The organism is Sphingopyxis sp. (genome assembly GCF_035250425.1).
GTDB lineage: Bacteria > Pseudomonadota > Alphaproteobacteria > Sphingomonadales > Sphingomonadaceae > Sphingopyxis.
This window is the reverse complement of sequence record NZ_DATFFD010000191.1, coordinates 1-15,105: the sequence shown is the minus strand read 5'-3', so window position 1 is coordinate 15,105 and position 15,105 is coordinate 1. Positions and strand designations below refer to the sequence as shown.

Genomic DNA, 15,105 nt, shown 5'->3' with positions numbered 1-15,105 from the left:
ATCTACGAACGCCGCCTGTTCCAGATCCTCGCCGCGACCGAGGACAAGGCCGAGGGCATGGCCGCCTTCATCGAGAAACGCGAAGGCGTGTGGAAGGGGCGGTGAGCCCAGTTCCCCTCCCGCTTGCGGGAGGGGTTAGGGGAGGGCGTGTCTCTCCTCCGCAACATCAATATTCGGGACAGGCCCTCCCCCGGCCCCTCCCGCAAGCGGGAGGGGAGAGAATATGAAAATCGCTTTTATCGGACTCGGCAATATGGGCGGCGGCATGGCCGCAAATTTGGCGAAGGCGGGGTATGAGGTGCGTGCCTTCGACCTCAGCGAAGAGGCGCTTGACCGCGCGGTCGAAGCCGGATGCGGCCGCGCCACCTCCGCCGCCGAAGCCGTCACCGGCGCCGAGGCCGTCGTCACCATGCTCCCCGCGGGCAAGCATGTCGCATCGGTCTATGAAGCCGATGTGTTCCCGAACGCTGCGCCGAGCACCTTACTCCTCGACTGCTCTACAATCGACGTCGCGACCGCGCGGAGCAACATCGAAGCGGCGACCGCCAAAGGTCTCGTCGCGGTCGACGCCCCCGTCTCGGGTGGTATCGCGGCCGCCAACGCCGGCACGCTGACCTTCATGGTTGGCGGCACCGATGAAGGCTTCGCGCGCGCCGAACCGATCCTTGCCAAAATGGGCAAGGCGGTGATCCATGCCGGCGACGCGGGCGCGGGGCAGGCGGCGAAGATTTGCAACAACATGCTGCTCGGTGCCTCGATGGTCGCGACGTGCGAGACGCTCGCGCTCGCGCAAAAGCTCGGGCTCGACCCGCAGAAATTCTTCGACATCGCGAGCGTGTCGTCGGGACAGTGCTGGTCTCTGACCAGTTACGCGCCGCTCCCCGGTGTCGGCCCGACGACCCCCGCCGACAATGATTACAAGGGCGGCTTCGCAGCCGCGCTGATGCTCAAGGATTTGCGCCTCGCGATGGAAGCCGCGGCGAGCGTCGATGCCGACGTCCCGATGGGGTCGAAGGCGCGCGAGCTGTATGAAGCATTCGTTGCGGCTGACAAGGACGGCCGCGACTTCTCGGCGATCATCAAGACGCTGCAGGGCTAACCGTCGCCCCCGCGAAGGCGGGGGCGACGGTGTCAGTAAAAGTCCGCCGTCTCGCCCCCGTCCCGCCGCTCGGTGCGATGCACCTGCGTCGGCGCGCCGCGCTGTCCGGTGCGCACCTCGATCCGGCCTCCGACACGCCGCACCTCGGCGGGCGAGAGGATGCGCGCCCGCGCAATCCCGACCGCCGTCCCCTTCGGCGCCGCCACCGGGGCGGATACCGGCACGCTGCCGGAAAGCAGAAGGGCGGCGAGGAGGGACATGGCGTTCATATTCTGCCGTAACGGCAGATGTTGCCAGCGCTTTAACCCTGAATCGCAGCTTTCGGGTCGTACCTATGGTGCTCGCAGAGCAAAAGAAAGGCCGCCTGCCCCCCGCTGGGGCAGACGGCCCTCCCTTATAAAGCTGTGTGTCCCCGCGAAGGCGGGGACACACGAAATTTACGTCCTTCTCAAAAGCCGCTCTTCGCCTCCGCCTTTTCCTTGAGCAAAGGCGCGACCGCGAAACCATGCTTCTCGAGCGCCGCGACGATCTTGTCGGTGCCTTCCATTCCCGCCCAGAACATCGGGCCTCCGCGATAGATCGGCCAGCCATAGCCATAGATCCACACGACATCGATGTCGCTCGCGCGCTGCGCCTTGCCTTCCTCGAGGATCAGCGCGCCTTCGTTGACCATCGGATAGAGGGTGCGCTCGATGATCTCCTGATCGGTGATCTCGCGCTTCTCGACCCCCGCCTTTTGGCGGAATTCCTCGATGATCTCGGCGACGCGCGGGCTTTCCGACGGATTGCGCTTGTCGTCATAGTCATAGAAGCCCGCCTGCTTCTTCTGGCCCCAGCGGCCCTCGGCGGCGAGTGCGTCGCGGATGCTTTCGATCCGGTTCGGGTCGCGGTGCCAGCCGATGTCGACCCCGGCAAGATCGCTCATCTGGAACGGCCCCATCGGCATGCCGAATTCGACATGGACCTTGTCGACCTGCGCCGGAGTCGCGCCTTCCATCAACAGCTTCATCGCCTCGATCTGGCGCGGTTTCAGCATGCGGTTGCCGATGAAGCCGTCGCACACGCCCGCGACCACCGCGACCTTGCCGATTTTCTTACCCGTAGCCATCGCGGTCGCCAGCGCGTCGGGCGCGGTTTTGGCGCCGCGCACCACCTCGAGCAGCTTCATGACATTGGCGGGCGAGAAGAAGTGCATGCCGAGCACGTCGCCGGGGCGGCTCGTCGCCGCCGCGATCTCGTCGACGTCGAGATAGCTGGTGTTCGACGCGAGGATCGCGCCGGGCTTGGCGATCTTGTCGAGCTTGCCGAAAATGTCCTTCTTGACGTCCATATTCTCATAGACCGCCTCGATGATCAGGTCGCAGTCGGCGAGATCGTCGAGGTTGAGCGTCGGGGTCAGGATCCCCATCATCTGGTCGACCTGTTCGGGCTTGAAGCGGCCCTTTGCGGCCGACGCGTCGTAATTCTTGCGGATCACACCGAGCCCGCGATCGAGCGCGTCCTGCGCCATCTCGACGATCGTGACGGGGATGCCCTTTTGCAGGAAGTTCATGGCTATCCCGCCGCCCATCGTGCCGGCGCCGATCACGCCGACCTTCTTGATGTCGCGCAGCTGGGTGTCCTTGGGCAGGCCGTCGATCTTCGCGGCCTGGCGCTCGGCGAAGAAGATGTGGCGCTGCGCGGCCGACTGGCTGCCGAACATCAGCTTCATGAACTGCTCACGCTCGAACGCCAAACCCTCTTCGAAAGGAAGCCGCGTCGCCGCCTCGACGCAGGCGAGGTTCGCATAAGGCGCCTCGAACCCGCGCCAGCGCTTGGCGTTGGCGGTCTTGAGCTGCTCGATCACCGCGACGTCGCCGAACACCGGGCGCGCGCGCGTCGGGCGCGGGCCGTCGGCGATTTTCGCGCGCGCAAAGGCGATGGCGTCGGCGGCGAGGCTGTCCTCACCCGCGAGTTCGTCGACAAGGCCGAGCTCCTTCGCCTTCGATGCGGGAAGCGGATCGCCGGTCGAAGTCATCGTCGCCGCCGCTTCGACCCCGACGACGCGCGGCAGGCGCTGCGTGCCGCCCGCACCGGGCAGCAGGCCAAGCTTCACTTCGGGCACCCCGAGCTTCGCCGACGGCACCGCGATACGGTAATGGCAGACGAGCGCGGTTTCCAAGCCGCCGCCGAGCGCCGTCCCGTGGATCGCGGCGACCACCGGCTTGCTCGCGGCTTCGATGCTATTGAGCACCGCGTTGAAATCGGGACCGCGCGGCGGCTTGCCGAATTCGCTGATGTCGGCGCCCGCGATGAAGGTCGCGCCCGCACAACGCAGCACGATCGCCTTGACGCTATCGTCGGCAAGCGCGGCGGCGAAATTGTCTTCGAGGCCTTGGCGGACGTGCCAGCTCAGCGCGTTGACCGGCGGGTTGTTGACGATGATGACGGCGATTTCGCCATCCTTTTCCATCGTGACGGAAACGGGGGTCTCTTCGGACATGGGATGCTCCTTCAATCTAGATCCCGTTCGTGTCGAGCGAAGTCGAGACACCCTGAAGGCGTACACGGCCGATGGGCATCTCGACTTCGCTCGATGCGAACGGAAATATAAGTTTCATTTCAAACAAGGCGGTTGCATTTTCAATCGTCGATCGCGGCGTGGACAAACGTCTTGACCTCGCGCCGCACGGGATAGGTGGAAGAGGGCATGAGCTGGGTCATGAAGACCATGCAGATCTGCTCGACCGGATCGACGAAGAAACCGGTCGAGAACATGCCGCCCCAATAATAGTCGCCGACCGAGCCGGGGGTCATCGTCTGCGCGGGGCTTTCATTCACGGCAAAACCGAGGCCAAAGCCGATCCCGGCATTCTCCGCCTCGGAAAAAATGCCGACGCTGTGCTGCGTCAGGTCGCCGCCGCCGGGCAAATGGTTCGATGTCATCAGCTCCAATGTCTTGCGGCTGATAATGCGCGTGTCATCGAGCTTGCCGCCGCCAAGCAGCATCAGGCAGAAGCGGTGATAATCGTGGAGCGTCGAAGCGAGCCCGCCGCCGCCCGACTGGAAGCTGCGGTCCTTCGCCCAGCGGCTTTTCGCGCCGCTGTCGAAATTCTGCATCTTGTCCTTCGGATGGAAAGCATAGGCGTCGGCCAGCCGGTGCTGCTGGTCCGCGGGCACCTTGAACCCGGTGTCGGCCATCCCGAGCGGACCGAAAATCCGCTCCTGCAAGACCTCGCCGAACGGCTTGCCCTCGATCCGCTCGATCACCGCGCCGAGCACGTCGGTCGCCATCGAATAATTCCAGTGCGCGCCGGGATCGAACTGCAACGGGATTTTCGCGAGGTCGGCGATGAAGCTGTCCATCGTATAATCGGCGTCGAAATCGTCGATCCGCGCCTTGCGGTACGCGGCGTCGACCGGAGTGCGCTCCTGAAAGCCATAGGTCAGCCCCGCGGTGTGACGGAGCAGGTCGACCATGCGGATCGGCGATGTGGGCGGCCGCGTCAGGAAGGGAACATTGCCGCCGCCCGTGACGAACACGCCGGTGTCCTTGAACTCGGGGCAGAATTTGGTGAGCGGATCCGACAGCGCGACCTTGCCCTCCTCGACCAGCATCATGAAGGCGATGCTGGTGATCGGCTTGGTCATGCTCGCGATGCGGAAGATCGCATCCTCTTTCAGCGCCTCGCCCGGCCGCGCCTCGCCGATGCACGACAGATGCGCGATCTCGCCGCGCCGCGACACCAGCGTCGCCGCGTGCGGCAGCCGGCCGGTGTCGACATATTTGGCGGCGAGGAAAGCGGGAATGCGGTCGAGCCGCGCGGTGTCGAATCCATGTGCCATGATGATCGATCTATCAGTGCGAGGTCTGGCCGAGCAACTGGCGTGTCACCGGATGCGAACTGGTCAGCCCGCCGTCGACCGCGATCGCCTGTCCGTTGACATAGCTCGCCTGATCGCTCGCGAGGAACAGCGCGACATTGGCGAGTTCCTCGGGCTGCGCCGCGCGGCGCAAGGGGTTGAGCTGGCCGAGCTTGTGCGTGACCTCCTTCGCCTTGGCATAGTCGAAGGTCGGCTTGGTCATCCCCGTCTCGGTGAGGCCGGGGCACACCGCATTGACGCGCACGCCGCTCGTCGACAGCTGCTGCGCCGCGACCTTGGCGAGATTGATCACCCCCGCCTTCGACGCCGAATAGGCGCCCGGACCCGCGCCCGAATTCAAGCCCGCGACGCTCGCGGTCAGTACGATCGCGCCGCCGCGGCCCTGATCGACCATCGCCTTGCCGGCATGCTTCACCATCAGCGCGGGGCCGATCAAATTGACGCGCAAAGTCTCGGCCCAGGCGATGGGATCGAAATCGAAAATGCCGCCCATGTCGCCGATGATGCCGGCGTTGGCGAAGGCGACGTCGAGCCCGCCATAGGTGTCTTTCGCGGTCGCAACGAGCGTTGCGACATCGGCCTCGACGCCCGCATCGATCTCGATCGCCACGGCTTCGCCACCGGCATCCTTCACCAGCTTGGCCGTCTCATGCACCGCCGCGCTCTTGTCGCCGATGACGAGCTTCGCGCCCTCGGCGGCGAAGCGCAGCGCGCTCGCGCGGCCGATACCCGAACCGGCACCCGTGATAATTGCGACCTTGCCGTCCAACGCGCCCATCATGCGCCTCCCGAAATCGTGGCTCCGCCATCGCACACGATGGTCTGGCCGGTGGTGAATGCCCCCGCCTTGCTGGCAAGGAAGACCGCGGCGCCCGCGATCTCGTGCGGTTCGCCGATGCGCTTCAGCGTCGAGGCGGCGGTCGATCGTTTGAGGTTTTCCTCATTTTCCCACAAAGCGCGCGCCATGTCGGTGCGGATCAGGCCGGGCGCGATGCAGTTGACGCGCACTCCCTGCGGTCCGAACTCGACCGCGAAATTGCGCGCGATCTGCATGTCGGCCGCCTTCGATATGCAATAGGCGCCGATGATCGGCGATCCCTTCAGCCCGCCGATCGAGCTGATGATCGTGATCGACCCTTCGCCGCGTTCGAGCATCTCGGGCGCGACCATCGTGATCAACCAGTGGTTGGACAATATGTTATTGTCCATGATCTTGCGGAACTGGTCGTCGCTGATCCCGAGCCCGGGGCCATAATAGGGGTTCGACGCGGCGTTGCAGACAAGCGCGGTGATCTTGCCAAAGGCGCGGCGCGTCTCGGCGACCAATATCTCCAGCTCCTCCTTCGACGAGATGTTCGCGCGCACCGGAAGCGCGGTGCCCTCGCCGAAGCGCGCGTTGATCTCGGCCGCGGTTTCCTCGCAGGCGTCGGCCTTGCGGCTTGAGATCACGACCTTCGCGCCCTGTTCGGCCATCGCTTCCGCCGTGGCCTTGCCGATGCCGCGCGACGATCCGGTGATCAGCGCGACCTGGCCGGTCATGTCGAACAGGTTCATGCGCCGGCCTTTCGTGCGAATTCCCACGCGCGTTCGGCGAGCGGACGGACGCGTTCGGACATGTCCTTGGCGTGCTGCGACGAGGCGGTGCCCTCGATCACGCGCTTTTTGATGCCCTGGATAATCCCCGCGAGGCGGAAGAAATTATACGCGAAATACCAGTTCATGTCGGGCACCCCGTCGCGCCCGGTGGCGGCGCAATAACGCTCGACCATCTCGTCGAGTTCAGGAATGCCGATTGCCTTGCGGTCGAGATCCATGACACCGGAGCGGCCGCCATTTTCGGTGACCCACGCCATCGCGACATAGGTGAAGTCGGCGAGCGGATCGCCCAGGGTCGACAGCTCCCAGTCGAGCACCGCGAGCACCTCGGGGCGATCCCTGGCATAGATCATATTGTCGATACGGTAATCGCCGTGGACGACGCTGGTGCGCGTCTGTTCGGGCAAGGTCGCGGGAAGGAAAGCGATCAGCTTTTCCATCTCGTCCATCGTTTCGGTCTCGGCGAGGCGGTACTGCTTGGTCCAGCGGTCGACCTGGCGCCCGAAATAATTGCCCGGCTTGCCGAAATCGCTGAGGCCCGCGGCTTCGACATCGACCTTGTGCAGCGCCGCGAGCGTGTCGATCATCGCTTCATAGGTCGCGCGGCGATTTTCGGGGGTCGACCCCGGCATCGCGCCGTCCCAGATCGTATGGCCATCGACCATGCCCATCACATAGAACCAGCTGCCAACCACCGTGTCATCTGTGCACAGGCCATATTGGCGCGCGACGGGAAAGCCCATCTTATGCAGCCCCGCCTGCACCTTATACTCGCGGTCGACCGCGTGCGCCGAGGGCAGCAGCGGGCCATAGGGCTTGCGCCGCAGCACATAATTGCCCGACGGCGCCGAAATCTTGTACGTCGGGTTCGACTGGCCGCCGGCGAATTTATGCTGCGCCAGCGGGCCGGTAAAACCTTCGACATTCGCTTCCATCCACACCGTGAGCTTCGCCTCGTCGAGGATATCGGCGCCTTCGGGGGCGACAGTGCCGCTGAAGGCCTTTTGCGCATCCAAAGTCATAAGCCCCTCTCGTTCCGCCCACACCGTGCGGACGCAATTAAATAGGGACAGTCCCTATTTAATTGCGTCACCGGCGTCGATCGGCTTGCCATGTTCTGAATTAAATAGGGACTGTCCCTATTTATTGGCTTGGGGCTGGTGCTCATTGGTCGAATACGATCACCGACCGCGCGGCGTCGCCCTTCTTCATCTTGTCGAAGCCTTCGTTGATTCGCTCGAGCGGGATCGTCTCGGCGACGATGCTGTCGAGGTCGAGCAGGCCGCGCAGGTAGAAATCGACGAGGCGCGGGATGTCGACCGGGAAGCGGTTGCCGCCCATGATCGCGCCCTGCAATTTCTTGCCCGAAAGCAGGTCCATCGCGCTGAGCCCGACTTTTTCGGACAGCGGCATCATGCCGAGGATCGTCGCGGTGCCGCCGCGGCGCAGCGACGCGACCGCAAGGCTCGCCGAAGCGGGACGGCCCACGGCCTCGATCGCATGATCGACGCCGCCCTTGCTGATCTCGACGATCTGCTTCGCGGCATCGTCGGCGAGCGCGTCGACGACATCGGTTGCGCCCAGCTTCACCGCCAGCGCGCGCTTTTCGGGAACCGGATCGGCGGCGATGATCCGCCCCGCCCCGGCGATCTTTGCGGCGTTGATCGTCGCGAGGCCGACGCCGCCGCAGCCGACGACCGCGACGGTCTCGCCCGGGGTCACCTTGCACGCGTTGAAGATCGTGCCCGCGCCCGTCGTCACCGCGCAGCCGATCACCGCGGCGCGGTCGAGCGGCATGTCGGGGTCGATCGCGACGCACGCATGTTCGTGGACGAGCATCGTCTCGGCAAAGGCCGACAGGTTGAGCATCTGGTTGACGATGCTGCCGTCGGAGCGCGTGATGCGCGGGGGCTGCCCGGGCGCGCGGCGCGTGTCGCCGCCCATGCACAGCGACATGCGGCCCGACACACAGAATTCGCAGTGGCCGCAAAAGGCCGACAGGCAGGTGACGACCGCGTCGCCGACCTTCACCGTGCGCACTTCGCTGCCGATCGCCTCGACGATGCCCGCGGCTTCATGGCCGGGGATCGCGGGGAGGGGGTGCGGATAGGCGCCGTCGATGAAATGCAGGTCCGAATGGCAGAGCCCGCACGCGGCGGTGCGGATGCGCACCTCGTGCGGGCCGCAGTCGGCAATCTGCACCGTCTCGATCGACAGCGGCTTGCCCGGTTCGATCAGAATCGCGGCTTTGGTCATGTAAACTACCCTCTCTGACCGTTTGCCCTGAGCCTGTCGAAGGGCCGTTCTTTCTTGCGCGGTGAAGAAGGACGGTGCTTCGACCAGCTCAGCACGAACGGATTATTCCTTAGCGTGATACCCCGATGTCGCCCGACGAAAAGCCCGGCTCGCTCGCTTCGCTATGCTTGGCGAATTCGATGCGCGCGATCGCGCGTTCATGTACTTCGTCGGGCCCGTCGGCGAGGCGCAGCGTGCGCTGATGCGCATAGGCTTTGGCCAGCCCGAAATCCTCGGACACGCCGCCGCCACCATGCGCCTGGATTGCGTCGTCGATGATCTTCAGCGCCATGTTCGGCGCCTGCACCTTGATCATCGCGATTTCGGCCGCGGCCGATTTATTGCCGACCTTGTCCATCATGTCGGCGGCCTTGAGGCACAGCAGGCGCGTCATTTCGATATCGATGCGGGCGCGCGCCAGACGATGTTCCCAGATGCTGTATTCGGCGACCTTGCGGCCGAACGCGACGCGCGACTGCAGCCGCTTCGCCATCTTGGCGATCGCTTCCTCGGCGACGCCGATCGTCCGCATGCAATGATGGATGCGGCCCGGCCCGAGGCGCCCCTGCGCGATCTCGAAGCCGCGCCCTTCGCCGAGCAGCATCGCGTCCTCGGCGTTGACGCGGACGTCCTTCAGCTCGATTTCCATATGGCCGTGCGGCGCGTCGTCATAACCGAAGACGGGCAGATGGCGGAGGATATTCACGCCGGGCGTATCGAGCGGCATCAGCACCATCGACTGCTGCGCGTGGCGCTTCGCGGCGAAATCGGTCTTGCCCATCACGATCGCGACCTCGCAGCGCGGATCGCCCGCGCCCGACGACCACCATTTCGTGCCGTTGATGACATAATCACTGCCGTCGCGCTCGATGCGCGTTTCGATGTTCGTCGCGTCGGACGAGGCGACGCGCGGTTCGGTCATCAGGAACGCCGAACGGATCTCGCCGTTCATCAGCCGGCCGAGATATTTTTCCTTCTGCGCGCGCGTCCCGTAACGGTGGAACACCTCCATATTACCCGTGTCGGGCGCCGAGCAGTTGAACACTTCGCTGGCAAAACCGACGCGGCCCATTTCCTCGGCGCACAGCGCATATTCGAGGTTCGAAAGGCCGGGCCCCTCGAATTCGAACGTCTCGTCAACATGGTGATGCGCGCCCGACTTGGGTGGCATGAACAGGTTCCAGATGCCGGCTTCTTTCGCTTCGGCCTTCAGATCCTCGACGATCTGGATAACCTTCCAGCGGTCGCCGGCCTTGTCCTGCTCGTTATAAGTGGGGACCGCCGGGCGAACCTTGCGCTCGATGAAGTCGCGGACCCGGTCGCGCCAATAGACCTGCCGGTCGGTGAGGTCGAAATCCATCTGCGCGTCCTTTCCCTTTACGTTCACGTAAACCCTTGGACCGATTCGCCGGCCTTGCCAAGTCCCGCCAACCCGAAAATTACATCATTCCGCCGCCGCGCGACATGTTCGTTACGGATGGGCGCCGCTCGCGTCGGGTTCGCCGCGTGCGACGTCGCCCAGCAGCGCCAGCCGCGCCTCATGATCGGCGCGCGAGATCGGGAAACGCCGCATGACGATCAACCCCAGCGTGCCGATGATGAGCACCGCAAGCGCATAGCCGAGCGCCAAATTGCCGAGCACATCGCTCCCGACTTCGCCGGGTTTCGCATTGGCCGGAAAGGCCGCGAAGGACAGGATCAGCCCGGCGACGAAGATGCCGATGCCGGTCGCGCATTTCTGCATGAAGAAATAGCCCGCGAAGAACAGCCCCTCGGACCGCCGCCCGGTCTCGCTCTGCGACGCTTCGACGACATCGGCCATCATCGACGACGACAGGATCATCAGGATGATCGAGAAGCTGTTGGAGACGAAAACAAGCGCGAACATCGTCGCGACGCTCGGCTTGCCCGGCAGGCCGGGGAAAAATCCCTGGATCCACGCGAAATAGATGCCGCTGTTGACGAGCAGCGAGATCGCGCCGGCGAAAATCGCGCCGTCGCGTTTGCCAAGCCGCGCCGACACCGGGGCGACGAGCACGAAGGCGGCGATCATCGAAGCGAACAGCAGGAAGACATAGGCGATCATCTCGCCCTGCGTGAACTGCCAGAAGAAACCGAGCAGATAATTGTTCATCGAAAAGGTGATGCCTTGGTTGATGAAGCCGAATAGCGCGGCGAAGATCAGCCACAGGAAGGCGCGGTTCGACAGCGTGTCGCGCATGTCGCGCAGGATGTGGCGAAGCGTCATCACCGGCTTGACGTCGGCGAGGTTCGACACGGCGATGCGTTTGTGCTGCCCCGCTGCCGAAACCAGCACCGCGCCGGCCATCATCAGCGCCCCGGCGAGCGCGTAGGGGAAATAGCCTGCGGGATCGACGAGCCCCTTCGCGCCGCCAAAAAACACGCCGTAAGCAAGCAGCAAGATCAGCAATCCGCCGCCCCAACCGAACAGGAAGCGATAGCGCATGACGACGGTGCGCTCGTCATAGTCGCCGGTGAGCTCGGGGACGATCGCGACCGAAGGCACCTCGCACATAGAGACGAGCGAGCGGACGATAATCGCAAAGCCGATCAGCCACGCGATCGTCATCGTTTGGCTCATTTCGGGCGGGTGCCACAGCAGCATCCACATGATCGCGAGCGGGATCGGTGCGCCGTAAAGCCATGGCAGGCGGCGCCCCCAGCGGCTGCGCGTGCGGTCGGTCAGCTCGCCGATCACCGGGTCGACAAAGGCGTCGGCGATCAGCGCGACCATGATCGCGGCGCCGACGATGCCCGCATCGAGCCCGATCACCTGATTGTAGAAGAGCAGCAGGAAGGTCGAAAAGCCATTGTCCTTGACCCCGTAAGCGATGCTGCCGAGGCCGTGCGTCGCCTTCAGCCATACGGGCAGGCGTTTGGGTGGAGGAACGGTCGCGGCCGCTGCGCTCACGCGTCGGCTCCGGCCTTGGCGGCCTCCTCCATTGCGACAAGCGCATCGAACAGCCCCGGTGCCTCGGGGTCCCAGGCGTGGCGCTGGCCGATCGTCAGCCCGCCGTCGACCAGCATATGCGTGCCCGTCATGAAGCTCGACTCCTCGCTCGCCAGATAAGCGACCGCATTGGCGATATCCTCGGGCTGGCCGCCGCGCGCGACGGGCTGCGCGGCCGCGCTCATCCCGGCGATGATCGCCTTCGCCTGATCCTTGTGCGCGTCGGGAACATCGAGCGACGAGGTGAAGATATTGGTGTTGATGAAGCCGGGGCAGATCGCATTGACGCGGATGCCGTAGCGCGCGAGGTCGGTCGCCGCGATCTTGCTGAGGTGGAGCACGCCCGCCTTCGCCACCGCATAGGCGATCGGCGAATAGCCCGCGCCGAGCGCCGCGACGCTCGCGGTGTTGACGATGCTCGCGCCCTTTCGCCCCTTCATATGCGGCGCGGCGTAGCGGATTCCCATCGCGACCGATTTCAGCACCAGATCCATTGTCAGGTCCCAGCCCTCGGGGCTGATCTCGTCGATCGGCGCACGATCGCCCGCGGCGGCGGCGTTGTTGAAGACGATGTCGATCCCGCCGGCTTTCGCGGCGGCCGCGTTCATCAGCGCCTCGATGTCCGACGGCTTGGTGACGTCGCAGCGCACGAAATCGATCTTGCCATTCGACTGTTCGGCCAGTGCACGACCGCCTGCCTCATCGATGTCGGCGGCAAAGACGTGCGCGCCCTCGCTCGCGAGTTTCAAAACTGTGGCTTTGCCGATTCCCGAAGCTGCTCCGGTGACGACGGCAATCTTGCCAGCGAATCGCATGACCCATTCTCCCGTTTTCTTTTGCCACTTAGCTTAGGCGCCAAAGGGGGCGCGTCAACGGCGGTCGAACCGACGCTACGGCGCCGTAACGGCAGGTGCGTCGATCCAAGTTGACGCTTGCGTAAAGCAGCGAAGCGGACGTAGATTTGGGGGCAGAAGAGGAGCCAAAAGGATGAGCGAACTGGACGCGTTCCGCACCGAGGTGCGCGAATGGCTGGAGGCCAATTGCCCCCCCGAAATGCGCGAGCCCGTGCGCGACGAGGGCGATGTGTGCTGGGGCGGCCGCAATTGGGTGTTCAAGAATGACGCGCAGAAGCAATGGCTCGAGGCGTGCGTCGCGAAGGGCTATACCGTTCCCGACTGGCCCAAGCCCTATGGCGGCGCCGGGCTGACCCCCGAACAGACCAAAATCCTCAAACAGGAAATGAAGCGCATCCATGCGCGTTCGCCGCTCGACAGCTTCGGCATCTGGATGCTCGGCCCCGCGCTGCTGCAATTCGGCACCGAGGAGCAGAAGGTCGAATATCTCAACCCGATCGCGCGCGGCGAAATCCGCTGGTGCCAGGGCTATTCGGAACCGGGCTCGGGCAGCGACCTCGTTTCGCTCCAGACCTTTGGTGAGGACAAGGGCGATCACTGGGTCGTCAACGGGTCGAAGATCTGGACCAGCTACGCCGACAAGGCCGACTGGATCTTCTGCCTCGTCCGCACCGACAAGGCGAACAAATATCAGGGCATCACCTTCATGCTCTTCGACATGGCGAGCAAGGGCGTCACCACCAAGCCGATCCTCTTGATCAGCGGCAACAGCCCTTTCTGCGAAACCTTCTTCGACGATGTCGAAGTGCCGAAGACGCAGTTCATCGGCGAAGTGAACCGTGGCTGGGACGTCGCCAAATATCTGCTCGGCCACGAACGCGAGATGATCTCGGGTGGCGGCGCGGGCGGCGACATGGTCAGCATCGGCGGCGCGTTCGCCAAGGCGTTCGGGAAGAACGCGGCGGGCGAACTCGACGATCCGATTCTGCGCGCCGAAATGGCGGCGTTCGACGTCGATGTCTTCGCGTATCGCGCGATGGGCGAGCGTTTCATGGACATGTGGAAGACCGGGCGCGCGCATCCGGCGTCGTCGAACATGATGAAATATGTCGGCACCGAGCTCAACAAGCGCCGCCACGAACTGGTGATGTCGGGCGGCGGCAGCGAAGCGCTCGAATGGGACAGCGAAGAGACCAAGGGCGGCGCCCGCGCGCGCGGCTGGCTGCGCACCAAGGCCAATTCGATCGAAGGCGGGACGAGCGAAGTCATGCTCAACGTCATCGCCAAGCGGATTTTGGATTTGCCGGGGGCATGATTCTTCTCCCCTCCCGCTTGCGGGAGGGGCCGGGGGTGGGTCTGTCGGCTCGCTCCGCTCGCACCCACCCCTAGCCCCTCCCGCAAGCGGGAGGGGGATTAGAGAGACAAGATATGCCGCTTTACCACAATGACGACCAGGCGATGCTCAAGGACAGCGTCGCCCCCTTCGTGGCCGAACAGGCGCCGGTGTCGCACCTGCGCAAGCTGCGCGACAGTGCCGACGCGACGGGCTTTTCGCGCGATCTCTGGACGCAGTTCACCGAAATGGGCCTGCCCGGCATGCTCGTTCCCGAGGACCACGGCGGGCTCGGCATGGGGCATATGGAGGCGGGCATCGTGCTCGAGGAAATCGGCCGCAACCTGACCCCGTCGCCTTTCCTGTCGACCAGCGTCGGCGCGGTCGCCGCGCTCGCCAAGGCGGGCGGGACGCAGGCGGGTCGCTGGCTTCCGGCGATCGCGAGCGGAGAGGCAATCATCGCGCTCGCGATCGACGAGGGCGCGAAACATCGCCCCGACCGCATCGCGACGACCGCAACGCGCGCGGGCAACGGGTTTCGGTTGGACGGCAAGAAAAGCTTCGTGCTCCACGGCCATGTCGCCGACATGAGCATCGTCGCGGCGAAGACCGACGGCGGGATCACGCTGTTCGCGGTGCCGAAGGACGCGAAGGGCGTCACCGCCGATCCGCGCCGTCTCGTCGACTCGAGCCTCGCGAGCCACGTCACGCTCGACGGCGTCGAGGTCGATGCCGATGCGGTGATCGGCGAGGTCGATGCGGGCGGCGAGATCCTCGACGCGCTGCTCGCCGCGACGCGCACCGGCGCCGCCGCCGAAATGGTCGGCGTCGGGCAGGGCGCGATGGATATGACCGTCAATTACCTCAAGGAACGCAAGCAGTTCGGCAAGCTGATCGGCGAGTTCCAGGGCCTCCAGCACCGCGCCGCGCATCTGTACGGCGAGATGGAAGTCGCGCGCGCCACGGTGATGAAGGCGCAGCAGCTGCTCGACGCTGAAAATCAGAGTGGGGGCAACGAGGGCGCGAAGCTGATGGTCTCGGTCGCGAAAGCCAAGGCCGGCCGCGCCGCCAACCTCGCGGTGCGCGAAGGCGT

Annotated in this window: 13 protein-coding genes and 1 pseudogene; 4 read left to right on the top strand and 10 right to left on the bottom strand. The window is 64.8% G+C overall.

Features of this window, described 5'->3' with window-relative positions; genetic code table 11:
- A pseudogene (locus tag VJ811_RS11590) lies at positions 1-105 on the top strand (enoyl-CoA hydratase); the annotation flags it as partial.
- Between the two features lie 118 nt (positions 106-223).
- Complete coding sequence (gene mmsB / locus VJ811_RS11585) at positions 224-1,099, top strand: 3-hydroxyisobutyrate dehydrogenase (RefSeq protein WP_324072443.1); 876 nt, start codon at positions 224-226, stop codon at positions 1,097-1,099.
- Positions 1,100-1,131: 32 nt separating this feature from the next.
- Here the strand turns inward: mmsB and VJ811_RS11580 are convergent, their stop codons facing one another.
- From VJ811_RS11580 to VJ811_RS11535, 10 genes are all read right to left on the bottom strand, one after another.
- On the bottom strand, positions 1,132-1,323 hold the full coding sequence (locus VJ811_RS11580) for a hypothetical protein (protein ID WP_324072440.1): 192 nt from the start codon (positions 1,321-1,323) through the stop codon (positions 1,132-1,134).
- A 224-nt stretch (positions 1,324-1,547) separates the two neighbouring features.
- A complete protein-coding gene (locus tag VJ811_RS11575; RefSeq protein ID WP_324072438.1) occupies positions 1,548-3,581 on the bottom strand; it encodes a 3-hydroxyacyl-CoA dehydrogenase NAD-binding domain-containing protein in 2,034 nt (677 codons plus the stop codon).
- 140 nt (positions 3,582-3,721) lie between these two features.
- Positions 3,722-4,924 carry a serine hydrolase domain-containing protein gene (locus tag VJ811_RS11570; protein WP_324072436.1) on the bottom strand — a complete coding sequence of 401 codons (1,203 nt, stop codon included), beginning with the start codon at positions 4,922-4,924 and terminating at the stop codon, positions 3,722-3,724.
- 13 nt (positions 4,925-4,937) lie between these two features.
- Positions 4,938-5,741 (bottom strand): SDR family NAD(P)-dependent oxidoreductase, encoded by an 804-nt coding sequence (locus VJ811_RS11565; RefSeq protein ID WP_324072446.1) that lies wholly within the window; start codon positions 5,739-5,741, stop codon positions 4,938-4,940.
- The gene (locus tag VJ811_RS11560) at positions 5,741-6,517 is read right to left on the bottom strand and encodes an SDR family oxidoreductase (RefSeq protein ID WP_324072433.1); all 777 of its coding nucleotides are present in this window, start codon (positions 6,515-6,517) and stop codon (positions 5,741-5,743) included. The genes VJ811_RS11565 and VJ811_RS11560 overlap by 1 nt, the downstream gene beginning before the upstream one ends.
- Positions 6,514-7,581 (bottom strand): phosphotransferase family protein, encoded by a 1,068-nt coding sequence (locus VJ811_RS11555; RefSeq protein WP_324072432.1) that lies wholly within the window; start codon positions 7,579-7,581, stop codon positions 6,514-6,516. Before VJ811_RS11555 ends, VJ811_RS11560 begins: the two co-directional genes overlap by 4 nt.
- 142 nt (positions 7,582-7,723) lie before the next feature.
- Positions 7,724-8,815, bottom strand: coding sequence for a Zn-dependent alcohol dehydrogenase (locus tag VJ811_RS11550; RefSeq protein ID WP_324072430.1), 1,092 nt, complete (start codon positions 8,813-8,815; stop codon positions 7,724-7,726).
- Between the two features lie 109 nt (positions 8,816-8,924).
- Positions 8,925-10,214, bottom strand: coding sequence for an acyl-CoA dehydrogenase family protein (locus VJ811_RS11545; RefSeq protein WP_324072445.1), 1,290 nt, complete (start codon positions 10,212-10,214; stop codon positions 8,925-8,927).
- A gap of 111 nt (positions 10,215-10,325) precedes the next feature.
- Positions 10,326-11,786, bottom strand: coding sequence for an MFS transporter (locus VJ811_RS11540; protein WP_324072427.1), 1,461 nt, complete (start codon positions 11,784-11,786; stop codon positions 10,326-10,328).
- A complete protein-coding gene (locus tag VJ811_RS11535; protein ID WP_324072425.1) occupies positions 11,783-12,640 on the bottom strand; it encodes an SDR family oxidoreductase in 858 nt (285 codons plus the stop codon). Before VJ811_RS11535 ends, VJ811_RS11540 begins: the two co-directional genes overlap by 4 nt.
- Positions 12,641-12,812: 172 nt before the next feature.
- On the opposite strand from VJ811_RS11535, the gene VJ811_RS11530 reads away from it, so the two are divergent.
- Together VJ811_RS11530 and VJ811_RS11525 are read left to right on the top strand one after the other, a co-directional pair.
- Entirely contained in the window at positions 12,813-13,994 is a 1,182-nt protein-coding gene (locus VJ811_RS11530) for an acyl-CoA dehydrogenase family protein (RefSeq protein ID WP_324072423.1), read from the top strand.
- 113 nt (positions 13,995-14,107) lie between these two features.
- On the top strand, positions 14,108-15,105 hold a 998-nt coding region (locus VJ811_RS11525; protein WP_324072421.1), incomplete at its 3' end, for an acyl-CoA dehydrogenase family protein.